The sequence below is a fragment of the Streptomyces sp. NPDC001443 genome (assembly GCF_053597355.1).
On sequence record NZ_JBSFIA010000025.1, the window covers coordinates 23564 to 48695 of the forward strand.

A 25132-nucleotide genomic window follows, 5' to 3' on the forward strand; every position below is an offset into this window, starting at 1 on the left:
GTTTTGAGCCCCACCTGCTGCGACGCTTCGAGTCGAGAGCGGACGAGGGGGGACTCGTGGAGCTGAAGGTCACGCGCTGGAAGCGGTACGGACATGATCGCCTGTACGCCAACCTGCCTGACGGCACCGCGGTCGGCTGGGCGGATGTGAGGACGGGGGACATCACGGTCTTGGTCGCCGAGTATCGCGCCGACGTGATCGCCGTACTGACAGACCACTTACGGAACAACCCAGAACCGGTCTCGCCACAGACGACGTCCAGGACGTCTGACGCTGAGCCACCCCCGCTACTGCCGCCTCTGACGGCGGCCGACGACCTGTCCGCCAACCGTCCCGGCGAGTCTCTCCGCGACAAATCCGGGCCAGGCGTGATCAAGCGAGTCGTCTCACAGCTCCTGCGGCGCCCCACAGAGTGGGACTCCTGGCGGAAGGGACTGGCGGGGGAGCAGAGGGTGGGAGCCGAGCTGAACCGCTTGGCGCGTCACGGCTGGCGGGTCCTGCACTCCATTCCCTTGGGCGACAAGGTGGATGTCGATCACTTGCTGATCGGGCCCGGTGGCGTGTTCAGCATCAATACGAAGTACCACAACAAAAGGGCTGTATGGGTCGGCGATGACTCCGTGAAGGTCGATCACGGTAAGCCGGCACCCTACGCTCGCAAGAGCCGGGCGGAGGCTAAGCGGGTAGCCCGAGTGCTTGAGCACTATTGCGGATTTCCCGTACCGGTGGAGCCGGTGCTCGTTTTCGTCGGTGTCAGCGAGTTGAAGGTGGTCGCTACGCAACTCAGTGTCCGGATCTACCAGGAGCGCCAAGTAGCGGCACTCGCTCCGCTCTCAGGGGTGCTCACAGGCGACCAGGTGGAGCAGGTATACAGCGTGGCTCGCCATCGGCTGGCCTGGAGCACGGCTTGATTCGCTGTGCCTCAGTAAGGCGCCAGTCCGGGGTGGGTTGAACCCGTGCGCAGTCTTGCAGCCGTTCGCCGCACCAGGAAGGCTGACGCCGGTGAAGCGCCACAATTCAGAGCAGTGGATTCCTGTGCGGGAGGCCCTTTGCCGCGTACTGGCCCAGCCTCTTTCCGGCTTGGTTTCCGTGGAGTCGGCCCTTGTTATTGAGGAGGTGGAGCAGTGGGGCATCCCCGAGAGTGATCGTGAGGCGTTGCGTAAGTGGGGGTTGCCTCGGCACCCGCTCTTCACGAGCCGACCTCAGTCCGGACCGGACCCCGTCCTCGTGCCCAACCGAGCTGGCGAGTATGAGCGGCGCTTGGTCCGAGAGGGGCAGCGGCTCTACGACCTGGGCTATTGGGGGACCGACCCGACTAGCTGCGTGGTCGGCGTGGTGCCGGGCGAGGGGCGTGTGCTCTGCCTGCTCCCGGAGCCGATCACGGTGGAAGGCCTGCCGGAGATCCTCCGGCCCTGTCACTCGGGGCTGTACAAGCCCGCGGTCTCCTTCTTCAACACCTCACTTGCCCGGTACGTTGAGACGGCCTGGCGGTGGCATGCGGCCCTGCAGATCCTTCGGCAGATCGAGGAGCCTGCGCCCACAGCTGCGGAAGCGGAACTCGTGCAACACTCCGACCGCCTCTACGCGTGCTTGGACCTCGTGGTCAACGTCGTGAGGAGAGTCGACCTTGCCGCCGATGCCGAGAGCCAATCCTCGGTTTGGACCGAGCTGATCCGCGAGAACTCAGTGTGAGCTGGGAGGCGGATCACGCAACTGCTGACCTGCGGCGATAGACCAAGATCCCGTCCACGCCTCGTCCACAGACCCCGACATACGCCCGCTTCGAGCGGCGTACGCCTGCACAAACACGAAGACCCCATCCTCAGCGTTTCCGCTGGTGACGGGGTCTTTGGGCACTTCATGCGAAGTGCCCCCGGCAGGATTCGAACCTGCGCACACGGCTCCGGAGGCCGTTGCTCTATCCCCTGAGCTACGGGGGCGTGTTCGTCGTGAGGTGTTGCTCGCGGCGACGGGTAGAACACTACCAGCTCGGCCTGGGTGGTCAGGAACGGGTTTTGTCGGGGGGGTGTCGGAGGCCGGGTCGGAGGGGTGGTGACCCGGGTGGGGTGGAAGTGGGGAAAAGCCGGACGCGGTGGCCGGTCCGGACCTACTCTCGAGTTGTGCCAGGCGCTTCGGGCCGGGTGCTTGTTGTGGACGACAACAAGGTCATCCGGCAGCTGATCAGGGTCAATCTCGAGCTGGAGGGTCTCGAGGTCGTGACCGCGGCCGATGGTGCCGAGTGTCTGGAAGTCGTTCATCAGGTGCGGCCCGACGTGGTCACCCTCGATGTCGTGATGCCGCGGCTCGACGGGCTCAGGACCGCCGCCCGGTTGCGGGCCGATCCGCGGACGCGTGGTCTTCCGCTTGCCATCGTCAGCGCCTGTACGCAGTTCGAGGTCGAGGCCGGGCTCGATGTCGGCGTGGACGCCTTCCTCGCCAAGCCCTTCGAGCCCGCCGAACTGGTCCGGCTCGTGCGGGAGCTGATCGAGGACGGGGGCAGCAAGGTCGCCGAGGGTGGGGGACAGGGCTCTCTTCGGGGTGTTCTCAGTGTCGGGGAGGCGGCCGAGCGGGCCGGTGGCGGTTGATCGATCCCCTCACCGGGACCGATCGAACCCCTCGCCAGGATCGATCGATCCCCTCGCCGGGACCGATCGATTCCCTCGCCAGGGCTGATCGGCCCGTTTTCGGCTCGGCGTCCACATCCCGGACGGTCGTCCTAATCGGCTCGCATTTCCACCCCCCTCCTCCCCTAGGCTTGTCCCGTGACCCCCGTCGAGCTCTCCCGTACCGTGCTGCGCGCGGTGTGCAGCGCTGTCGACGACGGGCGGCTGAGCGTGGCCGTGCCCGAGAAGGCCCTGGTGAGCGTGCCAGGGCCCGGCGGTTGCGGTGACTACGCCACCAACATCGCCCTCCAGCTGGCCCGCCCGGCGGGATGTCCGCCCCGGCGGGTCGCCGAGCTGCTCCAGCCCTACCTCGCCCGTTCGGCCGGTGTCACCGGCGTCGACATCACCGGGCCGGGGTTCCTCAACATCACTCTCGACCGGGACGCGGCCTCCGTCGCGCTCGTACGGCGGATCCTGCGGGAAGGAACGCGGTACGGGCACTCCGACGTGCTCGCCGGCCAGGTCGTCCGTCTTCGCGTTCCTCACGAGGTCCGTGCCGAAGCCGTCGCCGACGCGCTCGTGCGGATCGTCGGCTCCCAGGGCGGGCAGGTCGAGGTCGAGCACGGCGAGCCCGCCGACCTGCGGCCCGTGCCCGCCCCGGAGGACCCCGCCCCGCTCGGCCGCGACGCCGCCCGCTGGGCCCTGCTGCATCCCGCGCCGCACGACCGGCCCCGGATCTCCGCGGACCATCTGGTCCAGCGGGAGGGCAACCCGCTCTTCCGGATCCGGTACGCCCACGCCCGCACCCGGGCCCTGGTGCGCAACGCCGCCGATCTGGGCTTCTGCCCCGAGCCCGGCCCGGTCGGCGACACCGAGGCCCACCTCGCGGTCCTCGCCGTGCTGGCCGACCATCCCCGTGTCCTCGCGGCAACGGCCACGGCAACGACAGCGGAGCACGGCGGTGGTCCCTCGCGGGTCGCCCGGCATCTCCTCGGGCTCGCCGACGCCACGCTTCCCGCCCTGTCCGCCGTCCTGCCCGTCGGCGACGAGAAACCCTCGGCCGCCCACCGTGCCCGGCTCGCTCTCGCCGAAGCCGCCGGGACGGTGCTGGCCGGTGGCCTGTCCCTGCTCGGCATCGACGCACCCGACCACCTCTGAGGGCGCCCGAGGCGCCCCGGAGAGCCAGAGAGACAGAGAGAGTCCGCCAGCCATGAGCCGTTCCGCACACCCCGCCGGGCCCCGCCACGCCGACGTCCTCACCGAGGGGCACTACTCCGCCCCGCCCGCCGACCTCAACGCCCTCGACCCCAAGGTGTGGGCGCAGTCCGTCACCCGTGACGAGCACGGCGTCGCCACCGTCGGCGGTGTCGACGTCAAGCGGCTCGCCGAGGAGTTCGGCACCCCGGCCTACATCATGGACGAGGCCGACTTCCGCGCCCGTGCCCGCGCCTGGCGGACCGCGTTCGGCCCGGACGCCGACGTCTTCTACGCCGGCAAGGCCTTCCTGTCCCGTGCCGTCGTGCGCTGGCTGCACGAGGAGGGGCTCAACCTCGACGTGTGCTCCGGCGGCGAGCTCACGACCGCGCTGTCCGCCGGCATGCCCGCCGAGCGGATCGCCTTCCACGGGAACAACAAGTCGGCCGAGGAGATCGAGCGGGCCGTGACCGCCGGGGTCGGACGGATCGTGCTCGACTCCTTCCAGGAGATCGTCTGGGTCGCCCACATCGCCCAGTCGCTCGGGAAGCGGCAGCGGGTGCAGATCCGTATCACCGTCGGCGTGGAGGCGCACACCCACGAGTTCATCGCCACCGCGCACGAGGACCAGAAGTTCGGCATCCCGCTGGCCGGCGGGCAGGCCGCGGAGGCCGTGCGCCGGGCCCTCCAGCTCGACGGTCTCGAGCTCATCGGCATCCACAGCCACATCGGCTCCCAGATCTTCGACATGTCCGGGTTCGAGGTCGCCGCGCACCGGGTCGTGTCGCTGCTGCGGAGTGTGCGTGACGAGCACGGTGTCGAGCTGCCCGAGATCGACCTCGGTGGCGGGCTCGGTATCGCCTACACCAGTGACGACGATCCGCGTGAGCCGCACGAGATCGCCAAGGCGCTGACGGAGATCGTCACCCGTGAGTGCGAGGCCGCGAAGCTGCGCACCCCGCGCATCTCGGTCGAGCCCGGCCGCGCCGTCGTCGGTCCGACCGCCTTCACGCTGTACGAGGTCGGCACCATCAAGCCGCTGGACGGGCTGCGTACGTATGTCTCGGTCGACGGAGGCATGTCCGACAACATCCGCACCGCGTTGTACGACGCCGAGTACAGCGTCGCTCTGGTCTCCCGGACCAGTGACGCCGAGCCGATGCTCGCCCGGGTCGTGGGCAAGCACTGCGAGAGCGGGGACATCGTGGTCAAGGACGCGTTCCTGCCCGCCGACCTGGCGCCGGGCGACCTCATCGCCGTACCCGCCACCGGCGCGTACTGCCGGTCCATGGCCAGCAACTACAACCACGTGACCCGCCCGCCGGTCGTCGCCGTGCGCGACGGCGAGGCCCGGCTCATCGTGCGCCGTGAGACGGAGGAGGACCTGCTGCGGCTCGACGTCGGCTGAGTCGGCCGAGCACCCGGGCGGCCCGGACGCCCGGCCCCGGAGGCCGGGTCCCCCGCACACGCCGGGACACGGGGGACCGGGAAACCGTAAACCGGAAGCCGGTCGGGCCCGCCTCCGGGAGAATTCGGGTGGGCCCACTCCCGGACAGCCGGACAGCCGGACAGCGGGACGGCGGAAGATCTCCGGTCTTCCGCCCCCACAGAAATGAAATAGATGTCTCACGATCCGGACCGCAGGCAGAAAGTCCCGTTCGGTGAGTGAGACTGGTCGGACCGCAGAGGTAAGAGGAAACGAGGTCGGATGATGCGTACGCGTCCGCTGAAGGTGGCGCTGCTGGGCTGTGGAGTGGTCGGCTCAGAGGTGGCGCGCATCATGACGACGCACGCCGACGACCTCGCCGCGCGCATCGGTGCGCCCGTGGAGCTCGCCGGTGTGGCCGTACGGCGCCCGTCCAGGGTCCGCGAGGGGATCGACCCCGCCCTGGTCACCACCGACGCCACCGCCCTCGTCAAACGCGGCGACATCGACGTGGTGGTCGAGGTCATCGGGGGGATCGAGCCCGCCCGGGGCCTCATCGTCACCGCCTTCGAGCACGGCGCGTCCGTGGTCTCCGCCAACAAGGCCCTGCTCGCCCAGGACGGGGCCGCGCTGCACGCGGCCGCGGAGGCCAACGGCACGGACCTCTACTACGAGGCGGCCGTCGCCGGCGCCATCCCGCTGATCCGGCCGCTGCGCGAGTCCCTCGCCGGCGACAAGGTCAACCGCGTGCTCGGCATCGTCAACGGCACCACCAACTTCATCCTCGACAAGATGGACTCCACGGGGGCGGGCTACCAGGAGGCCCTCGACGAGGCCACCGCCCTCGGTTACGCCGAGGCCGACCCGACCGCCGACGTGGAGGGCTTCGACGCCGCCGCCAAGGCCGCCATCCTCGCCGGGATCTCCTTCCACACGCGCGTGCGCCTCGACGACGTCTACCGCGAGGGCATGACCGAGGTCACCGCCGCCGACTTCGCCGCCGCCAAGCGCATCGGCTGCACCATCAAGCTGCTCGCCATCTGCGAGCGCGCGGCCGACGGCGGGTCCGTCACCGCGCGCGTGCATCCGGCGATGATTCCGCTGAGCCACCCGCTGGCCTCCGTGCGCGGCGCCTACAACGCCGTGTTCGTCGAGTCCGACGCCGCGGGGCAGCTCATGTTCTACGGCCCCGGCGCCGGCGGTTCGCCCACCGCCTCCGCCGTGCTCGGCGACCTCGTCGCCGTCTGCCGCAACCGGCTCAACGGTGCCACCGGTCCCGGCGAGTCGGCGTACGCCGCGCTGCCCGTGTCGCCCATGGGCGATGTCGTCACGCGCTACCACATCAGCCTCGATGTGGCCGACAAGCCGGGTGTTCTCGCCCAGGTGGCGACCGTGTTCGCCGAGCACGGGGTGTCGATCGACACCGTCCGGCAGCAGGGAAAGGACGGCGAGGCCTCCCTCGTCGTCGTCACCCACCGCGCGTCCGACGCGTCCCTGAGCGGGACCGTCGAGGCGCTGCGCAAGCTCGACACCGTGCGGGGTGTCGCCAGCATCATGCGGGTTGAAGGAGAGTAACGAGCAATGACCCACCAGTGGCGCGGAATCATCGAGGAGTACCGGGACCGGCTGCCGGTTTCCGACACCACGCCGGTCGTGACGCTCCGCGAGGGCGGCACGCCGCTCGTGCCCGCGCAGGTGCTCTCCGAGCGCACGGGCTGCGAGGTCCACCTCAAGGTGGAGGGCGCGAACCCCACCGGGTCCTTCAAGGACCGCGGTATGACCATGGCCATCAGCAAGGCCAAGGAGGAGGGCGCGAAGGCCGTCATCTGCGCCTCCACCGGCAACACGTCCGCTTCGGCGGCCGCTTACGCCGTACGGGCCGGGATGGTCTCGGCCGTCCTCGTCCCGCAGGGGAAGATCGCGCTCGGCAAGATGGGCCAGGCCCTCGTCCACGGCGCGAAGATCCTCCAGGTCGACGGCAACTTCGACGACTGCCTCACCCTGGCCCGCTCGCTGAGCGACAACTACCCTGTGGCGCTGGTCAATTCGGTGAACCCGGTGCGCATCGAGGGCCAGAAGACCGCCGCCTTCGAGATCGTGGACATGCTGGGCGACGCCCCCGACATCCACGTCCTGCCGGTGGGCAACGCGGGCAACATCACCGCGTACTGGAAGGGGTACACCGAGTACGCGGCCGACGGGATCGCCGGGCGGACTCCGCGCATGTGGGGGTTCCAGGCCTCCGGCTCCGCGCCGATCGTGCGCGGCGAGGTCGTCAAGGACCCCTCGACCATCGCGACCGCGATCCGCATCGGCAACCCCGCGTCCTGGCAGTTCGCGCTGGCCGCGCGGGACGAGTCCGGCGGCGCCATCGACGAGGTGACGGACCGTGAGATCCTGCGCGCCTACCGGCTGTTGGCCGCTCAGGAGGGTGTCTTCGTGGAGCCCGCGTCCGCCGCGTCGGTGGCCGGTCTGCTGAAGGCCGCCGAGCAGGGCAAGGTCGACCCGGGCCAGACCATCGTGTGCACGGTCACCGGCAACGGCCTCAAGGACCCGGACTGGGCCGTCGCGGGTGCCCCGCAGCCGGTCACCGTCCCGGTCGACGCGGCGACGGCGGCCGAGCGCCTCGGACTGGCCTGACGGACGCCCCGGCCCGGCCCGGTTCCACCGGCCCGGGCCGGCCCCGGCGCAACCGGGGCGCCCGATGACGGGGCAGCGCCACTTCGACCGCCTCGGGGCGGCTCGACGAGGGACAACCCCATCGGGGGTGCACGGGGGGCTTGCGACACGCATCGTGCGCCTCCTGTGCGCCCTATGTCGCGGCAGAACCTTCCTTCGATAGGCTGTAGTGAACCCGCCCGCCGCATATGCCTCCGCATTCGGCACGGCGTCGCGCCGCCCACTCGGCCCGAGGGTCCTCACGTACGTATCGCATTGTTCGCATCGAATGTCATTCGACAATCCCGCAGCTCAAGGAGTTCATCGAGCGATGGCCGGTCCAGCGTTCCGCGCCGCCGCCGTCCGGGTGCGCGTCCCCGCCACCAGCGCCAATCTCGGGCCGGGCTTCGACGCCCTCGGCCTCGCGCTGGGGCTTTACGACGACGTCGTCGTCCGGGTGGCCGACTCCGGGCTGCACATCGACATCGCGGGTGAGGGCAGCGAGACCCTCCCGCGCGACGAGAGCCACCTCCTCGTACGGTCCCTGCGCACCGCGTTCGACCTGTTGGGCGGCCAGCCGCGCGGTCTGGAGATCGTGTGCGCCAACCGCATCCCGCACGGCCGCGGCCTGGGCTCCTCCTCGGCCGCCATCTGCGCCGGCATCGTCGCCGCGCGGGCCGTGACCATAGGCGGCGAGGCGAAGTTGGACGACGCCGCGCTGCTCGAACTCGCCACCGAGATCGAGGGGCACCCCGACAACGTCGCGGCCTGTCTGCTGGGCGGGTTCACGCTTTCCTGGATGGAGTCGGGATCCGCGCGGGCGATCCGCATGAAGCCCGCCGATTCAGTCGTTCCGGTGGTTTTCGTCCCCGGAAAGCCGGTGCTCACGGCCACCGCGCGCGGTCTGCTCCCGCGCACCGTCCCGCACGTCGACGCCGCCACCAACGCGGGCCGTGCCGCCCTGCTCGTCGAGGCCCTCACCCGGCGCCCCGAGCTGCTGCTGCCCGCCACCGAGGACCGCCTCCACCAGGAGTACCGCGCACCCGCCATGCCGGAGAGCGCCGCACTGGTGGAACGACTGCGTGCAGACGGCATTCCGGCCGTCATCTCCGGCGCGGGACCCACCGTCATGGCGCTGGCCGACGCGGGGACCGCCGACAAGGTCGAGCAGCTGGCCGGAACCGGCTGGGCTGCGAACCGGCTGAGCCTTGATCTCCAAGGAGCGAGCGTTCTGCCGCTTGCGCCTTGAGACACGGTTGCCGGATTTCGAGAGGGGGAATGTTTGTTGGATCCGGTAGTGTTAACCTCAAGTCTGCACCCGACCCCACCATGGCGAGGTGCTTCGTGTCCCCGTCCGGGACCAACATTCTTCCGGGAGCTCCCCAAGCCGCACTGCGTTCCGTACGTCGTATCTGGGCAGTACGCCGTACACGGGTGCTGAGCGGATCACAGGGCACGCTCCGGAATCGGCGCGACCACGCCGCGTGACACAGACACAGACAGTCCGTGCCACGGCTTCCTGGAAGCGCCATCACCAGAAATTCCTCTTCCGCCGCTTTGGCGGACCACCGCCCCGGCACGGTCCACACAGACGGGACCACTGCCGGACAGCACAACCGGTCGCCGAGCCAGACAGGCCGACGTCCGCTCCAGGGAAGGACCCTTCGTGAGCGACACCACCGATCTGATGGGCGCACGTGTCGAGGAGACCGCTGCCGCGCCCGCCACGGACGCCTCCGCGCCTGCCAGCGGTGCCGGCTCCCGGCGGCGCCGCGGTACCGGCCTCGAGGGCATGGTGCTGGCAGAGCTGCAGCAGGTCGCATCCGGCCTCGGCATCAGGGGCACCGCGCGTATGCGCAAGAGCCAGCTGATCGAGGTCATCAAGGAGGCGCAGGCAGGGGGTACCTCTCAGGCCGCTCCGGCGAAGACCGCCGAGACCGCCGCCGAGACCAAGCCGAAGCGCCGGACCACCTCGAAGGCGCGTACGGGCGACGCCCCCGCCGAGAAGAAGGCCGAGGCGCCCGCCGACCAGGCCGTGGCCCAGCAGCAGATCGAGATCCCCGGCCAGCCCGCGGCCGACGACACCACCGCGGAGCGCCGCCGTCGGCGTGCCACCGCCGACGCGGGCAGCCCCGCGACGGGCGGCACCGAGACGATCGCCGCCGAGGCCAAGGGCGAGCCCAGGTCCGAGACCTCCGCGCAGGCGCAGGGCGATGCCGGTGACGGCGCCGAGGGCCGCCGCCGCGACCGCCGTGAGCGCGGCCGCGACCGCGACCGCCGGGGCAAGGACGACCAGCAGGGCGGCCAGCCGCAGCGTCAGCAGGGCCAGCAGCAGGGCGGCGGTCGCCAGGACCGTCAGGAGCGCCAGGACCGTCAGGACCGTCAGCAGCGCGACAACGGCCCGCAGCGCGACAACGGCCCCCAGGACGACGACGACTTCGACGGCGGACGCCGTGGCCGTCGCGGCCGTTACCGCGACCGCCGTGGCCGTCGCGGCCGCGACGAGATCGGTACCGCCGAGCCGCAACTCGCCGACGACGACGTCCTGATCCCGGTCGCCGGCATCCTGGACATCCTCGACAACTACGCCTTCATCCGTACGTCGGGCTACCTGCCGGGTCCCAACGACGTGTACGTCTCCCTCGCCCAGGTCCGCAAGAACGGCCTGCGCAAGGGCGACCACGTCACCGGCGCGGTGCGTCAGCCCAAGGACGGCGAGCGCCGCGAGAAGTTCAACGCGCTGGTGCGTCTGGACTCCACCAACGGCATGGCCCCCGACTCCGGGCGCGGGCGGCCGGAGTTCAACAAGCTGACGCCGCTGTACCCGCAGGACCGGCTCCGTCTGGAGACCGACCCCGGCGTGCTGACGACTCGTATCATCGACCTCGTCGCGCCGATCGGTAAGGGCCAGCGCGGTCTGATCGTGGCCCCGCCGAAGACCGGCAAGACCATGATCATGCAGGCGATCGCCAACGCGATCACGCACAACAACCCCGAGTGCCACCTGATGGTCGTCCTGGTCGACGAGCGTCCGGAAGAGGTCACCGACATGCAGCGGTCGGTCAAGGGCGAGGTCATCTCCTCGACCTTCGACCGTCCGGCCGAGGACCACACCACGGTCGCCGAGCTCGCCATCGAGCGCGCCAAGCGTCTGGTGGAGCTGGGTCACGACGTCGTCGTCCTGCTCGACTCGATCACGCGTCTGGGCCGTGCGTACAACCTCGCCGCCCCGGCCTCCGGCCGCATCCTGTCCGGTGGTGTCGACTCGACCGCGCTCTACCCGCCGAAGCGCTTCTTCGGTGCCGCGCGCAACATCGAGGACGGCGGCTCGCTGACGATCCTGGCCACCGCGCTGGTCGACACCGGCTCGCGCATGGACGAGGTCATCTTCGAGGAGTTCAAGGGCACCGGCAACGCCGAGCTCAAGCTCGACCGCAAGCTCGCCGACAAGCGCATCTTCCCGGCGGTGGACGTCGACGCGTCCGGTACCCGTAAGGAAGAGATCCTGCTCGGCAGCGACGAGCTGGCCATCGTCTGGAAGCTGCGCCGGGTGCTGCACGCGCTCGACCAGCAGCAGGCGATCGAACTGCTCCTGGACAAGATGCGGCAGACGAAGTCGAACGCCGAGTTCCTGCTCCAGATCCAGAAGACGACCCCGATGCCCGGCAACGGCGACTGAGGTCGTACCGACAGGCAGTGACACACGAAGGGCCGCTCCCCGACCGGGGAGCGGCCCTTCGGGCTGTCCGGGGCCCTGCGGTGCCGCCGCGCGGGGCAGGTCCCGTCGGGCTCGTACGGCCCCTCCAGCGGGCCGGTACCGTCGCGCCCGCCCGGTCCGGCCCCCTCCAGCGGGCCGGTACCGTCGCGCCCCGTAAGGCCCCCGCGGAGGCCCCTCCGCGCCTCGCCCGCCGTGTTGCCGCCGGTGCCGGGTCGTGCGGCGAGACCTTCGCCACAGGGGGGTGCCCGCGGGGGCGTGGTGGAGCCTGGACGGCCCGGAGGCGGAAGCCGCAGGTGAGCGTCGTACGGCCCGGTTCGACGGCCGCGCGTGGTGTACGTGCGGGCGTCGGGGGAACACGGTGCGTCATGCAACCTCCCGCTCGAGTTCACCCGTCTGAGCGGATGGAGTGACGATTGGACGACAGGGGTTTCCCCCGGTCGAGCGACGCGGAGAGTCGAGGAGCACATGTCTGCCGACAAGACGCCGGAGCCCGCGATACCCGGCGAGCCCGGTACCAGCGGCCCCCGCCGGAGCCGTCGCAGGAGCCTGCTGATCACGGCCTGGACGGCGGCCGGCATCGTCGCGCTCGGCGGCGCGGGCGGCGGCTATCTGTTCCTCAGACTCAACGACAACCTCAGGTCGATCGACATCAACCAGCTGCTGGGCACCGACCGGCCCGCCAAGGCCGACAACGGCTCCGAGAACATCCTGGTCCTGGGCTCGGACTCCCGTTCCGGCGCCAACAAGAAGCTCGGCGGCGGCACCGACGACGGCAGCGCCCGCTCCGACACGGCGATGGTCGTGCACGTCTACAAGGGCCACAAGAAGGCCAGCGTGGTCTCCATCCCGCGCGACACCCTCGTCGACCGCCCCGCGTGCACGGACGCCCACGGCGCCACGCACCGGGCCGCGTCCGGGGTGATGTTCAACTCCGCGTACACCACCGGCGGCGCCGTCTGCGCGGTGAAGACGGTCGAGTCCCTCAGCGGGATGCGCATGGACCACTACCTGGAGGTCGACTTCAGCGGCTTCCAGCAGCTCGTCGACGAACTCGGCGGCGTCGAGGTCACCACCACCCGCAACATCAGCGACCACCAGAGCCACCTGGACCTGAAGGCCGGCACCCACCGGCTCGACGGCGAGCAGGCGCTCGCCCTGGTCCGCACCCGGCACGGCGTCGGCGACGGCTCCGACCTCGGCCGGATCCAGCTCCAGCAGGCGTTCATCAAGGCCCTGGTCGCCCAGGTCAAGAACGTCGGCCTCTTCACCAGCCCCACACAGCTGGTCGACCTCGCCGACACCGCCACCAAGGCCGTCACCACCGACTCCGAGCTGGGCTCGGTGAACTCCCTGCTCGACTTCACGAACGGGCTGAAGCGGATCAGCCCGTCCCATATGACCATGGTCACCCTTCCGGTCCGGTACGACCCCGCGAACCCCAACCGCGTCGTCGTCGCCGACGCGAAGGCGAAACTGGTCTGGGACGCCCTGAAGGCCGACCGGCCGGTGCCGAAGGCCGCCACCGACGGCACCGCGAGCGGTGGCGCCAAGGGCGTCGTGACCTCGTCCTGAGCCGCTCGCGGGGGCGCGGGGAATAGATGCGCCCACCTCTCGGTTTTGGGGGATGCGGCCAGTCCTGGCAGACTGGTACGTCGGCTCCGGTTCACGCTCCCGCATCCCGCGGCGGCGACCCGGCGCCCTCCCGAAACTAGGAGACACCTTGAAGCGCGACATCCACCCCGAGTACGTCGAGACGCAGGTCAGCTGCACCTGTGGCGCGTCGTTCACCACCCGTAGCACCATCACGTCCGGAGCCATCCGGGCCGAGGTCTGCTCCGAGTGCCACCCGTTCTACACGGGCAAGCAGAAGATCCTCGACACCGGTGGCCGTGTGGCCCGCTTCGAGGCCCGCTTCGGCAAGGCTGCTGCCGGCTCCAAGAAGTAGCGAGCCCCATTTCGCCGGTCCACGGTCGCGCCCCTTCACCGGGGCGCGCCCGGGACCGGCGTTTTTGGTCGCCCGTCTTCCCCTTCGCAACGCAGTACAGGAGCCCAAGATGTTCGAGGCCGTCGAGGAACTCGTCGGTGAGCACGCCGACCTGGAGACGAAGCTCGCCGACCCGTCGGTCCACGCCGACCAGGCGAACGCGCGCAAGCTGAACAAGCGCTACGCCGAGCTCACCCCGATCGTCGGCACCTTCCGCTCCTGGAAGCAGACCGGCGAAGACATCGTCACCGCGCGCGAACTGGCCGCCGACGACCCGGACTTCGCCGCCGAGGTCAAGGAGCTGGAAAAGCAGCGCGAGGAGCTGACGGAGAAGCTGAGGCTGCTCCTCGTCCCGCGCGACCCCAGCGACGACAAGGACGTCATCCTGGAGATCAAGGCGGGCGCGGGCGGCGACGAGTCCGCGCTGTTCGCGGGCGACCTGCTGCGCATGTACCTGCGCTACGCCGAGCGCATCGGCTGGAAGACCGAGATCATCGACTCCACCGAGTCCGAGCTGGGCGGCTACAAGGACGTCCAGGTCGCCGTGAAGACCAAGGGCGGCCAGGGCGCCACCGAGCCCGGCCAGGGAGTCTGGGCCCGGCTGAAGTACGAGGGCGGTGTGCACCGCGTGCAGCGGGTGCCGGCCACCGAGTCCGCGGGCCGCATCCACACCTCGGCGGCGGGCGTGCTGGTCACCCCGGAGGCCGAGGAGGTCGACGTGGAGATCAACCAGAACGACCTGCGCATCGACGTGTACCGCTCGTCCGGCCCCGGCGGCCAGTCCGTCAACACCACCGACTCCGCGGTGCGCATCACGCACCTGCCCACCGGAGTCGTCGCCTCCTGCCAGAACGAGAAGAGCCAGTTGCAGAACAAGGAGCAGGCGATGCGTATCCTGCGCTCCAGGCTGCTCGCGGCGGCTCAGGAGGAGGCGGAGCGGGAGGCCGCCGACGCCCGCCGCAGCCAGGTCCGCACCGTCGACCGCTCCGAGAAGATCCGTACGTACAACTTCCCGGAGAACCGGCTCTCGGACCACCGCGTCGGATTCAAGGCGTACAACCTGGACCAGGTCCTGGACGGCGACCTCGACGCGGTGATCCAGGCCTGCGTCGACGCGGACTCGGCCGCCAAGCTCGCGGCCGCGTAAGGGCGGACGTACCCACGTACGAGGACGAGTACGACACGGAGGACTTGCGTGAACCTGCTGCTCGCAGAGGTGGCCCAGGCCACCCAGCGGCTGGCCGACGCCGGCGTGCCCTCGCCGCGCAACGACGCGGAGGAGCTCGCCGCGTTCGTGCACGGCGTGAAGCGGGGCGCGCTGCACTCCGTGAAGGACGCGGACTTCGACGCCCGCTACTGGGAGGTCATCGCGCGCCGTGAGCAGCGCGAGCCGCTCCAGCACATCACCGGCCGCGCCTTCTTCCGCTACCTGGAGCTCCAGGTCGGCCCCGGGGTCTTCGTGCCGCGCCCGGAGACGGAGTCCGTGGTCGGCTGGGCCATAGACGCCGTACGCGCCATGGACGTGGTCGAGCCGCTGATCGTCGACCTGTGCACCGGTTCGGGCGCCATCGCGCTCGCGCTCGCCCAGGAGGTGCCGCGCTCGCGCGTGCACGCCGTGGAGCTGTCCGAGGACGCCCTGCGGTGGACCCGCAAGAACATGGAGGGGTCCAGGGTCGACCTGCGTCAGGGAGACGCCCTGGACGCCTTCCACGACCTCGACGGCCAGGTCGACCTGGTGATCTCCAACCCGCCGTACATCCCGCTGACCGAGTGGGAGTACGTCGCTCCCGAGGCGCGGGACTACGATCCCGAGCTCGCCCTGTTCTCGGGCGAGGACGGCCTCGACCTCATCCGCGGCCTGGAGCGCACCGCGCACCGGCTGCTGCGCCCCGGCGGTGTCGTCGTCGTCGAGCACGCCGACACCCAGGGCGGCCAGGTGCCGTGGATCTTCACCGAGGAGAAGGGCTGGGCCGACGCGGCCGACCACCCCGACCTCAACAACCGCCCCCGGTTCGCGACCGCCCGCAAGGCGATGCCGTGACCGGCACGTCCCAGACTTCAGTCCAGCAGTACGTGTACGAGGAGGCCCGCTAGATGGCACGGCGATACGACACCAACGACGCGACCGACCGAGTGACCGGTCTGCGCGAGGCCGCGTCCGCCGTCCGCCGGGGCGAGCTCGTGGTGCTGCCGACGGACACGGTGTACGGCATCGGCGCCGACGCGTTCTCCTCGGCGGCCGTCGCCGACCTCCTCGACGCCAAGGGCCGGGGCCGCTCCATGCCCACGCCCGTCCTCATCGGCTCCCCGAACACCCTGCACGGCCTCGTCACGGACTTCTCCGAGCTGGCCTGGGAGCTGGTCGACGCCTTCTGGCCGGGCGCGCTCACGCTCGTCGCCAAGCACCAGCCGTCGCTCCAGTGGGACCTGGGGGACACCCGTGGCACCGTCGCCGTACGGATGCCGCTGCACCCGGTCGCGATCGAGCTGCTGACCGAGGTGGGCCCGATGGGCGTGTCCTCCGCGAACCTGACCGGACACCCGTCCCCCGAGACCTGCGACGCCGCGCAGGAGATGCTGGGCGACTCCGTCTCCGTCTACCTGGACGGCGGCCCGACCCCCGGCAACGTGCCGTCCTCGATCGTCGACGTCACCCGTGAGGTGCCGCTGCTGCTGCGGGCCGGCGCGATCTCCGCGGAGGAGCTGCGCAAGGTCGTACCCGACCTCGAGGTGGCGAATTGACGGCCCCCCTCGGCCCCGAGCTCCCGGCCGCCCGCGCGCAGGGGGCACCCCCATGCGTGGCATAGGCGGCGGGGAAGTGACGGGCACCTTCGGGTTCCCGCGTGACACCTTCCGCATCCTCCACGTCAGCACCGGAAACGTGTGCCGTTCGCCGATCACCGAGCGACTGACCCGCCACTTCGTGACGGACCGGCTCGGCGGTCTGCTGAGCGGCGGGCTGATCGTGGAGAGCGCGGGCACGTGGGGGCACGAGGGCGCGCCCATGGAGGCCAACGCGGAGACCGTGCTGGCCGACTTCGGCGCGGACGCCTCCGGCTTCGTCGGCCGGGAGCTCCTCGACGAGCACGTCGTCATGGCCGACCTGGTCCTGACGGCCACCCGCGACCACCGGGCGCAGGTCATCTCGATGGGCCACTCGGCGGGGCTGCGCACCTTCACGCTGAAGGAGTTCACCCGGTTGGTCCGCGCGATCGACCCGGCGACCCTGCCGCCCCTGGAGGACGGTGTGGTCATGCGGGCGCGCGCGCTGGTGCGGGCGGCCGCGGCGCTGCGCGGCTGGCTGCTGGCCCCGACCGCCGAGGCGGACGAGGTCTACGACCCGTACGGGGCGCCGCTGCCGTTCTTCCGGTCCATCGGGGACGAGATACACGAGGCGCTGGATCCGGTGGTGACGGCGCTCACCGGAGTACCGGCGCGGATGTAGGACCCGCCCCGGCGGTACCGGGCGCGCCGGGTGTCCCCGTCCTACATTGGACGTACGTCACCGTCGACGCGTCCGGAGTTCACCATGGCCGTCACCCATGCCCTCGAGGTCGACGTCCTGCGCCGGCAGGACCCCGAACTGGCCGACGTCCTGCTCGGCGAGCGGGACCGGCAGTCGGCGTCGTTGCAGCTGATCGCCGCCGAGAACTTCACCTCGCCGGCCGTGCTGGCCGCGCTCGGCTCCCCGCTGGCGAACAAGTACGCCGAGGGGTATCCGGGGGCCCGGCACCACGGCGGGTGCGAGATCGTGGACGTGGCCGAGCGGATCGCGGTGGACCGGGCGAAGGCGCTGTTCGGCGCCGAGCACGCCAATGTGCAGCCGCACTCCGGCTCGTCCGCCGTCCTCGCCGCGTACGCCGCGCTGCTGCGGCCCGGCGACACGGTCCTCGCCCTCGGACTGCCGTACGGAGGTCATCTCACGCACGGCTCGCCGGCCAACTTCTCCGGACGCTGGTTCGACTTCGTGGGGTACGGCGTCGACGCCGAGAGCGGGCTGATCGACTACGACCAGGTGCGCACCCTGGCCCGTACGCACCGGCCCAAGGCGATCGTGTGCGGCTCCATCGCCTACCCCCGGCACCTCGACTACGCCCTGTTCCGGGAGGTGGCCGACGAGGTGGGCGCCGCCCTCGTCGCGGACGCGGCGCATCCCATCGGACTGGTCGCCGGGGGAGCGGCGCCCAGCCCGGTGCCGTACGCCGACATCGTCTGCGCCACCACGCACAAGGTGCTGCGCGGCCCCCGCGGCGGCATGATCCTGTGCGGCCGGAACCTCGCCGAGCGGGTGGACCGGGCCGTCTTCCCGTTCACGCAGGGCGGCGCCCAGATGCACACCATCGCCGCGAAGGCGGTGGCGTTCGGCGAGGCGGCGACGCCCGCCTTCACGCTCTACGCCCATCAGGTGGTCGCCAACGCCAAGGTGCTGGCGGCCGGGCTGGCGGCGGAGGGTCTCGTCGTCACCACCGGCGGGACCGACACCCATCTGATCACCGCCGATCCGGGGCCGCTCGGCGTCGACGGGCGCGCGGCGCGGGGGCGGCTCGCGGCGGCCGGGATGGTCCTGGACTGCTGTGCGCTGCCCCACGGCGACGCCCGTGGCCTGCGCCTGGGCACCGCCGCGGTGACCACGCAGGGCATGGGGGAGGCGGAGATGACGCGGATCGCCGTGCTGCTCGCGAGCGTGCTGCGGGGCGACGTCGACAGCGTCCGGGGCCGGGAGGAGGCACGGCAACTGGCACTGGAATTTCCGCCGTATTCCGGCTGAACGGGGGTAGGCGCACACGGGTGCACAGACTCACGTGCAACCATCGTCGCTACCCGGAAGTCCCCAACCATATGCGTCCCTCGCTAGGGTGTGGGGCTGAGATGGCCTGCGAGACCTGTGGGGAAGCCCGTGCGTGAATACCTGCTGACGCTCTGCATCACGGCCGCGGTGACGTATCTGCTGACAGGGCCGGTACGCAAGTTCGCGATCGTGGCGGGAGCGATGCCGGAGATCCGGGCACGTGACGTGCACCGGGAGCCCACTCCGCGGCTCGGCGGGATCGCGATGTTCTTCGGCCTGTGCGCCGGACTGCTCGTCGCGGACCACCTCACCAACCTCAACGAGGTCTTCGAGAAGTCGAACGAGCCGCGGGCGCTGCTCTCCGGAGCGGCGCTGATCTGGCTGATCGGCGTCCTGGACGACAAGTTCGAGATCGACGCCCTGATCAAGCTGGGCGGTCAGATGATCGCCGCCGGTGTGATGGTGATGCAGGGTCTGACGATCCTGTGGCTGCCGGTGCCGGGCGTCGGCACCGTCGCGCTGACCCAGTGGCAGGGCACCCTGCTGACGGTGGCGCTGGTCGTCATCACGATCAACGCGGTCAACTTCGTGGACGGTCTCGACGGTCTGGCCGCCGGCATGGTGTGCATCGCGGCGGCCGCGTTCTTCATGTACGCCTACCGGATCTGGTACTCGTACGGCATCGAGGCGGCCGCTCCGGCCACGCTGTTCGCGGCGATCCTGATGGGCATGTGCCTGGGCTTCCTGCCGCACAACGCGCATCCCGCGCGGATCTTCATGGGCGACTCGGGTTCGATGCTGATCGGCCTGGTGCTGGCGGCCGGCGCGATCTCCGTCACCGGGCAGGTAGACCCGGACGTGATGAAGCTGTTCTCCGGCTCCGAGCGCAGCGCCGTGCACCAGATGGTGCCGGTCTACATCCCGTTGCTGATGCCGCTGACCATCATCGCGATCCCGGCCGCGGACCTGGTGCTGGCGATCGTGCGGCGCACCTGGCGCGGTCAGTCGCCGTTCGCCGCGGACCGCGGGCATCTGCACCACCGGCTGCTGGAGATCGGGCACTCGCACAGCCGCGCGGTGCTGATCATGTACTTCTGGTCCGCGCTGATCTCCTTCGGAGCGCTCGCCTACTCCGTGAACGCGGCGTCCATGTGGATCGTGCTCGGCGTGGTCTTCTTCTGCGCGCTGGGCCTGGTGCTGCTCCTGCTGCCGCGGTTCGCGCCGCGCGCCCCGCGCTGGGCCGAGGCGTTCGTGCCGCCGCGCTACCGGCGCCGCAAGGCCCGTGCCGCGGCCGACGGGCAGGGGACGGCCGGGGCGGCGCAGGAGGAGCGGGCGGCGGACGCCGAGGCCGCCCCGGCCGGGAAGGTGTCCGCCGAGGCCGCGTCGGCCGAGGACGTGCCTGCCGAGGACGTGCCCGGGGACGAGGAGTTGGCCCCGGTCGCGGCCGGGATGCACGGGGCGTCAGGGGTCAACGGGGCGACCGCCATCGGCGCTCGCGCACGCGTGCGTTGACATCACAAGGTAAGAATCTGACTAGAGCATTGCCAAGTCGTGGGGGAGCAAAGTACCCCAATACCAGACATGTTGGCCGTGTTTTTGCACAGACGCGCAGCGTCAGTCTCATGTGTGACAGCGAGCACACCTACCAGGTAAAGACCTCATCAAATAGTTTGTGATACGGTTCACGAGAACCCGGGGTGGAGCCGAAGGACCGTAATGCGACGGCCCCTTGGCGCGAGGTCACCAACACTCGACCCGGGGCTACGCTCGTCCATGACGACACCCCTGCCCCCCTTGAAAGCGGAGTTGCCGCCATGCCGTCCAACGACGTCCGGATCCTGGCCCAGGCCGCTGTGCCCACGGCTGCCGTCGGCGCGATCGCTGCCGTCGTCAGCGGTGTGGTCGCGGGCGGCAAGGGTGCGGTCGGGGCGATCGTCGCGACGCTGATCGTGATCCTCTTCATGGGAATCGGGCTCTACGTCCTGCAGCGCACCGCCAGATCGCTTCCGCACCTGTTCCAGGCGATGGGTCTGATGCTCTACGCGGCGCAGATCCTGCTGCTGTTCATCTTCGTCGCGGCCTTCAAGCACACGACGCTGTTCAACCCCCGGGCCTTCGCGCTCACGCTCGTCGCCGGCACCCTCACGTGGATCGCCGCGCAGACGCGTGCTCACATGAAGTCCAAGATCCTCTACGTCGAACCCGATTCGACCACCTCTTCGAAGGGTGACGGGCCCGAAAAGCCGGGTCGCCAGTCGTGAGGGGTAGGGCCGGGATAAAGCCGCACGAGAGATCCTGCTATCGTCCGGTGCCAACTGCGGCATCGCGGGCGCGGGCATCCGAGCTGACGCCTGTTCGATCGCGAGGCGAGATGCCCCTCAGCCGCCCCCACATCCGTTACACCAGTCCCGTGCCGAACCGCGGCCCCGTGCCGCGCCGACACAACGAGGTTGCCGTACCTATGCGCCACGATGAAGGAGCCCGCGGTGAGTGCTGACCCGACGCAGACGCTCGCTTTCGACACGAGCTGTCACCTGTTCGACGGGTGTGGCTTCCCGGCTCCGGGCCTGCACTCGTTCATGTTCGAGCCGCTCTGGGGCGACACCGACGGCCTGTACTTCAACAAGCCGATGCTGCTGGCACTGCTCGGTTCCATCATCGTGGTGGGCTTCTTCTGGGCGGCCTTCGCCAAGCCGAAGCTCGTCCCGGGCAAGCTCCAGATGATCGCCGAGGCCGGCTACGACTTCGTCCGGACCGGCATCGTCTACCAGACGATCGGCAAGCGTGAGGGCGAGAAGTACGTCCCCCTCGCCGTATCGCTGTTCTTCTTCATCTGGATGATGAACCTCTGGTCGATCATCCCGGTCGCCTCCTTCCCGGTGACCTCGATCATCGCCTACCCGGCGGTGCTCGCCCTGATCGTCTACGTCACCTGGGTCTCGCTGACGTTCAAGCGCCACGGTTTCGTCGGCTTCTTCAAGAACGTCACCGGCTACGACAAGTCGCTCGGCGCGGTGCTGCCGCTGTCGATGACCATCGAGTTCTTCTCGAACCTGCTGGTCCGCCCGTTCACGCACGCCGTCCGACTGTTCGCGAACATGTTCGCCGGCCACACCCTGCTGCTGCTCTTCACGATCGCCAGCTGGTACATGCTGAACGGCATCGGCATCGCGTACTCGGCCGTCTCGTTCGTGATGGTCATCGTGATGACCGCCTTCGAGCTCTTCATCCAGGCTGTCCAGGCGTACGTCTTCGTCCTCCTGACCTGCACCTTCATCCAGGGCGCGCTCGCAGAGCACCACTGAGTCGCTCCCTCACCCAAGAGACATCCGGTGGCCAACCCCCACCGGTCACTGAAAGAGAAGGAAGAACCGGCATGTCCGCTCTCCAGACCCTCGCTGCGGTTGACGGCAACCTCGGCTCCATCGGTTACGGCCTCGCCGCGATCGGCCCGGGCGTCGGCGTCGGCATCATCTTCGGTAACGGCACCCAGGCCCTCGCCCGCCAGCCCGAGGCGGCCGGTCTGATCCGCGCCAACCAGATCCTCGGCTTCGCTTTCTGTGAGGCGCTGGCCCTCATCGGCCTCGTCATGCCGTTCGTCTACTAAGACGAACGACAGCGACAGCCCCATTCGACGAAAGGCACTGATGTGAACCCCCTGGTTCAGCTGGCGGCCGAGGCGGAGAAGGAGAACCCCCTCATTCCGCCGTGGCCGGAGCTCGTCATCGGCCTGATCGCCTTCGTCATCGTCTTCGGCTTCCTCGCCAAGAAGCTTCTTCCGACCATCAACAAGGTCCTGGAAGAGCGTCGCGAGGCCATCGAGGGCGGTATCGAGAAGGCCGAGGCCGCACAGACCGAGGCCCAGAGCGTCCTTGAGCAGTACAAGGCCCAGCTCGCCGAGGCCCGCCACGAGGCCGCGCGGCTGCGCCAGGAGGCGCAGGAGCAGGGCGCCACGCTCATCGCCGAGATGCGCGCGGAAGGCCAGCGGCAGCGCGAGGAGATCGTCGCAGCCGGTCACTCGCAGATCGAGGCCGACCGCAAGGCCGCCGCGTCCGCGCTCCGGCAGGACGTCGGCAAGCTCGCCACCGACCTGGCCGGCAAGCTGGTCGGTGAGTCCCTCGAGGACCACGCCCGCCAGAGCCGTGTGATCGACCGCTTCCTCGACGAGCTCGAGGAGAAGGCCGAGGCGGCTCGATGACAGCACACGGAGCGAGCCGCGAGGCGTTCGCAGCTGCCCGTGAGCGTCTCGACGCGCTGACGGACTCCACGTCCGTGGACGCGGCCCGGCTCGCCGACGAGCTGGCCGCCGTCACCGCGCTGCTCGACCGCGAGGTGTCGCTGCGTCGGGTCCTCACCGACCCGGCGCAGGCCGGTGAGGCCAAGGCCGAGCTGGTCCAGCGTCTGCTCGCCGGCCAGGTCAGCGGCACGACCGCCGACCTGGTGGCAGGCACGGTGCGTTCTCGCTGGTCGCAGCCTCGCGACCTGGTCGACGCGCTGGAGGAGCTGGCGAGCATCGCCGACCTCACCGCCGCGGAGAAGGCGGGCACGCTCGACGACGTCGAGGACGAGCTGTTCCGGTTCGGCCGGATCGTCTCCTCGAACACCGAGCTGCGCGCCGCGCTGACCGACCGCAAGGCCACCGTCGCGGCCAAGACCGAGCTGCTGAACCGGCTGCTCGGCGGCCGGGCGAAGGCCACCACCGAGCGTCTGGTGACGCGTCTGGTGACCGCCGCGCGCGGACGTAGCCTGGAGACGGGACTCGAGTCCCTGTCCACGCTCGCCGCCGAGCGCCGGGACCGCGCCGTCGCCGTCGTGACCTCGGCGGTGCCGCTCAGCGACACGCAGAAGCAGCGCCTGGGCGCCGCCCTCGCGAAGCTCTACGGCCGCAGGATGCACCTCAACCTCGACGTGGACCCCACGGTCGTCGGCGGGATGCGGGTGCAGGTCGGTGACGAGGTCATCAACGGCTCCGTCGCGGACCGTATCGAGGACGCCGGCCGCCGACTGGCGAGCTAGCACCCCCGCGGCAATTCAATAAGCAGTACGTAAGCAATTACGGCCCTGGTTGGGCCGTGCAGAGGATTCACCTCTTTCAGGGGGGAGTCCCCATCCCCCCAAAGTGAAACTTCGGGCCCAACAAGGAGAGCAGGGAACCCAGATGGCGGAGCTCACGATCCGGCCGGAGGAGATCCGGGACGCGCTGGAGAACTTCGTCCAGTCGTACAAGCCGGACGCGGCCTCGCGCGAGGAGGTCGGTACGGTCACCCTTGCCGGCGACGGCATCGCGAAGGTCGAGGGTCTTCCCTCGGCCATGGCCAACGAACTGCTGAAGTTCGAGGACGGCACCCTCGGCCTCGCGCTGAACCTGGAAGAGCGCGAGATCGGCGCCATCGTCCTCGGTGAGTTCAGCGGCATCGAGGAGGGTCAGCCGGTGCACCGCACCGGTGAGGTCCTCTCCGTCGCGGTGGGCGAGGGATACCTCGGCCGCGTCGTCGACCCGCTCGGCAACCCGATCGACGGCCTCGGCGAGATCGAGACGTCCGGCCGCCGTGCCCTGGAGCTTCAGGCTCCCGGCGTCATGGCCCGTAAGTCGGTGCACGAGCCGATGGAGACCGGCTACAAGGCCGTCGACGCGATGACCCCGGTCGGCCGCGGCCAGCGTCAGCTGATCATCGGTGACCGCCAGACCGGCAAGACCGCCCTGGCCGTCGACACGATCATCAACCAGCGCGACAACTGGCGCTCGGGCGACCCGAAGAAGCAGGTCCGCTGCGTCTACGTCGCCATCGGCCAGAAGGGCTCGACCATCGCCTCCGTGCGTGGCGCCCTCGAAGAGGCCGGCGCGCTGGAGTACACGACCATCGTCGCCGCCCCGGCGTCCGACCCGGCCGGCTTCAAGTACCTGGCGCCGTACACCGGTTCGGCCATCGGTCAGCAGTGGATGTACGAGGGCAAGCACGTCCTCATCATCTTCGACGACCTCTCGAAGCAGGCCGACGCCTACCGCGCCGTGTCCCTGCTGCTGCGTCGCCCGCCGGGCCGCGAGGCCTACCCCGGTGACGTCTTCTACCTGCACTCCCGCCTGCTGGAGCGCTGCGCGAAGCTCTCCGACGAGCTGGGCGCCGGTTCGATGACGGGTCTGCCGATCGTCGAGACGAAGGCCAACGACGTCTCGGCGTTCATCCCGACCAACGTCATCTCCATCACCGACGGCCAGTGCTTCCTGGAGTCGGACCTGTTCAACGCCGGTCAGCGCCCCGCGCTGAACGTCGGTATCTCCGTCTCCCGAGTCGGTGGTTCCGCGCAGCACAAGGCGATGAAGCAGGTCTCCGGCCGTCTGCGCCTCGACCTGGCCCAGTACCGCGAGCTGGAGGCGTTCGCCGCCTTCGGTTCCGACCTGGACGCCGCGTCGAAGTCGCAGCTGGAGCGCGGTCAGCGTCTGGTCGAGCTGCTCAAGCAGGCTCAGTACCAGCCGATGCCGACCGAGGACCAGGTCGTCTCCGTGTGGGCCGGCACCACCGGCAAGATGGACGACGTCCCGGTCGCCGACATCCGCCGCTTCGAGAAGGAGCTGCTGGAGTACCTGCACCGCAAGGAGCAGGGCCTCATGACCTCCATCAAGGAGGGCGGCAAGATGTCGGACGACACGCTCACCGCCGTCGCGGACGCGATCGCCGCCTTCAAGAAGCAGTTCGAGACCTCCGACGGCAAGCTGCTCGGCGAGGACGCTCCGGCCGCTGCCGCCAAGTGACGTAAGGAA

General features: G+C 70.0%; 23 protein-coding genes and 1 tRNA gene. 23 read left to right on the top strand and 1 reads right to left on the bottom strand.

Annotated features, from left to right (window positions below):
• Nucleotides 1-56 precede the first annotated feature (56 nt).
• Both ACWC24_RS24585 and ACWC24_RS24590 read left to right on the top strand, forming a co-directional pair.
• Nucleotides 57-911, top strand: coding sequence for a nuclease-related domain-containing protein (locus ACWC24_RS24585; protein ID WP_450665020.1), 855 nt, complete (start codon nt 57-59; stop codon nt 909-911).
• Nucleotides 912-1002: 91 nt separating this feature from the next.
• A complete protein-coding gene (locus ACWC24_RS24590) occupies nt 1003-1692 on the top strand; it encodes an SUKH-4 family immunity protein (protein WP_450665021.1) in 690 nt (229 codons plus the stop codon).
• 176 nt (nt 1693-1868) lie between these two features.
• Here the strand turns inward: ACWC24_RS24590 and ACWC24_RS24595 are convergent.
• Nucleotides 1869-1940: transfer RNA gene (locus ACWC24_RS24595), tRNA-Arg, on the bottom strand.
• A 132-nt stretch (nt 1941-2072) separates the two neighbouring features.
• Here ACWC24_RS24595 and ACWC24_RS24600 point away from each other — a divergent pair.
• From ACWC24_RS24600 to atpA, 21 genes are all read left to right on the top strand, one after another.
• The gene (locus ACWC24_RS24600) at nt 2073-2585 is read left to right on the top strand and encodes a response regulator (RefSeq protein ID WP_450665105.1); all 513 of its coding nucleotides are present in this window, start codon (nt 2073-2075) and stop codon (nt 2583-2585) included.
• Nucleotides 2586-2762: 177 nt separating this feature from the next.
• Nucleotides 2763-3761 (top strand): ArgS-related anticodon-binding protein NrtL, encoded by a 999-nt coding sequence (gene nrtL / locus ACWC24_RS24605; protein ID WP_450665022.1) that lies wholly within the window; start codon nt 2763-2765, stop codon nt 3759-3761.
• A gap of 52 nt (nt 3762-3813) precedes the next feature.
• A complete protein-coding gene (gene lysA / locus ACWC24_RS24610) occupies nt 3814-5205 on the top strand; it encodes a diaminopimelate decarboxylase (RefSeq protein WP_450665023.1) in 1392 nt (463 codons plus the stop codon).
• 303 nt (nt 5206-5508) lie between these two features.
• Entirely contained in the window at nt 5509-6798 is a 1290-nt protein-coding gene (locus ACWC24_RS24615; protein WP_152889228.1) for a homoserine dehydrogenase, read from the top strand.
• 6 nt (nt 6799-6804) lie between these two features.
• A complete protein-coding gene (thrC, locus tag ACWC24_RS24620; RefSeq protein ID WP_450665024.1) occupies nt 6805-7863 on the top strand; it encodes a threonine synthase in 1059 nt (352 codons plus the stop codon).
• A gap of 349 nt (nt 7864-8212) precedes the next feature.
• Nucleotides 8213-9130, top strand: a complete 918-nt coding sequence (gene thrB / locus ACWC24_RS24625) for a homoserine kinase (protein ID WP_152889172.1) — start codon at nt 8213-8215, stop codon at nt 9128-9130.
• A gap of 417 nt (nt 9131-9547) precedes the next feature.
• Nucleotides 9548-11560, top strand: a complete 2013-nt coding sequence (rho, locus tag ACWC24_RS24630; protein WP_450665025.1) for a transcription termination factor Rho — start codon at nt 9548-9550, stop codon at nt 11558-11560.
• 504 nt (nt 11561-12064) lie between these two features.
• On the top strand, nt 12065-13171 hold the full coding sequence (locus tag ACWC24_RS24635) for an LCP family protein (RefSeq protein ID WP_450665026.1): 1107 nt from the start codon (nt 12065-12067) through the stop codon (nt 13169-13171).
• Between the two features lie 148 nt (nt 13172-13319).
• The gene (gene rpmE, locus ACWC24_RS24640; protein WP_003997877.1) at nt 13320-13544 is read left to right on the top strand and encodes a 50S ribosomal protein L31; all 225 of its coding nucleotides are present in this window, start codon (nt 13320-13322) and stop codon (nt 13542-13544) included.
• Nucleotides 13545-13653: 109 nt separating this feature from the next.
• Entirely contained in the window at nt 13654-14730 is a 1077-nt protein-coding gene (gene prfA / locus ACWC24_RS24645; protein ID WP_450665027.1) for a peptide chain release factor 1, read from the top strand.
• Nucleotides 14731-14778: 48 nt separating this feature from the next.
• Nucleotides 14779-15624 (top strand): peptide chain release factor N(5)-glutamine methyltransferase, encoded by an 846-nt coding sequence (prmC, locus tag ACWC24_RS24650; RefSeq protein ID WP_450665028.1) that lies wholly within the window; start codon nt 14779-14781, stop codon nt 15622-15624.
• A 53-nt stretch (nt 15625-15677) separates the two neighbouring features.
• Nucleotides 15678-16325 (top strand): L-threonylcarbamoyladenylate synthase, encoded by a 648-nt coding sequence (locus ACWC24_RS24655; RefSeq protein WP_152892833.1) that lies wholly within the window; start codon nt 15678-15680, stop codon nt 16323-16325.
• A gap of 52 nt (nt 16326-16377) precedes the next feature.
• Complete coding sequence (locus tag ACWC24_RS24660) at nt 16378-17028, top strand: arsenate reductase/protein-tyrosine-phosphatase family protein (RefSeq protein WP_450665029.1); 651 nt, start codon at nt 16378-16380, stop codon at nt 17026-17028.
• Nucleotides 17029-17112: 84 nt separating this feature from the next.
• Nucleotides 17113-18351 carry a serine hydroxymethyltransferase gene (locus ACWC24_RS24665; protein WP_450665030.1) on the top strand — a complete coding sequence of 413 codons (1239 nt, stop codon included), beginning with the start codon at nt 17113-17115 and terminating at the stop codon, nt 18349-18351.
• A gap of 129 nt (nt 18352-18480) precedes the next feature.
• Nucleotides 18481-19884: an MraY family glycosyltransferase gene (locus tag ACWC24_RS24670; protein ID WP_450665031.1), complete on the top strand. Its 1404-nt coding sequence runs from the start codon at nt 18481-18483 to the stop codon at nt 19882-19884.
• Nucleotides 19885-20186: 302 nt separating this feature from the next.
• The gene (locus tag ACWC24_RS24675) at nt 20187-20633 is read left to right on the top strand and encodes a hypothetical protein (RefSeq protein ID WP_450665032.1); all 447 of its coding nucleotides are present in this window, start codon (nt 20187-20189) and stop codon (nt 20631-20633) included.
• Nucleotides 20634-20843: 210 nt separating this feature from the next.
• The gene (atpB, locus tag ACWC24_RS24680; RefSeq protein WP_450665033.1) at nt 20844-21677 is read left to right on the top strand and encodes a F0F1 ATP synthase subunit A; all 834 of its coding nucleotides are present in this window, start codon (nt 20844-20846) and stop codon (nt 21675-21677) included.
• Between the two features lie 71 nt (nt 21678-21748).
• Entirely contained in the window at nt 21749-21979 is a 231-nt protein-coding gene (gene atpE, locus ACWC24_RS24685; RefSeq protein ID WP_103780068.1) for an ATP synthase F0 subunit C, read from the top strand.
• 42 nt (nt 21980-22021) lie between these two features.
• On the top strand, nt 22022-22570 hold the full coding sequence (locus ACWC24_RS24690; RefSeq protein WP_351602828.1) for a F0F1 ATP synthase subunit B: 549 nt from the start codon (nt 22022-22024) through the stop codon (nt 22568-22570).
• Nucleotides 22567-23388 (top strand): F0F1 ATP synthase subunit delta, encoded by an 822-nt coding sequence (locus tag ACWC24_RS24695; protein ID WP_450665034.1) that lies wholly within the window; start codon nt 22567-22569, stop codon nt 23386-23388. The genes ACWC24_RS24690 and ACWC24_RS24695 overlap by 4 nt, the downstream gene beginning before the upstream one ends.
• Before the next feature lie 142 nt (nt 23389-23530).
• On the top strand, nt 23531-25123 hold the full coding sequence (gene atpA, locus ACWC24_RS24700) for a F0F1 ATP synthase subunit alpha (RefSeq protein ID WP_450665035.1): 1593 nt from the start codon (nt 23531-23533) through the stop codon (nt 25121-25123).
• The last annotated feature ends 9 nt before the right edge of the window (nt 25124-25132 follow it).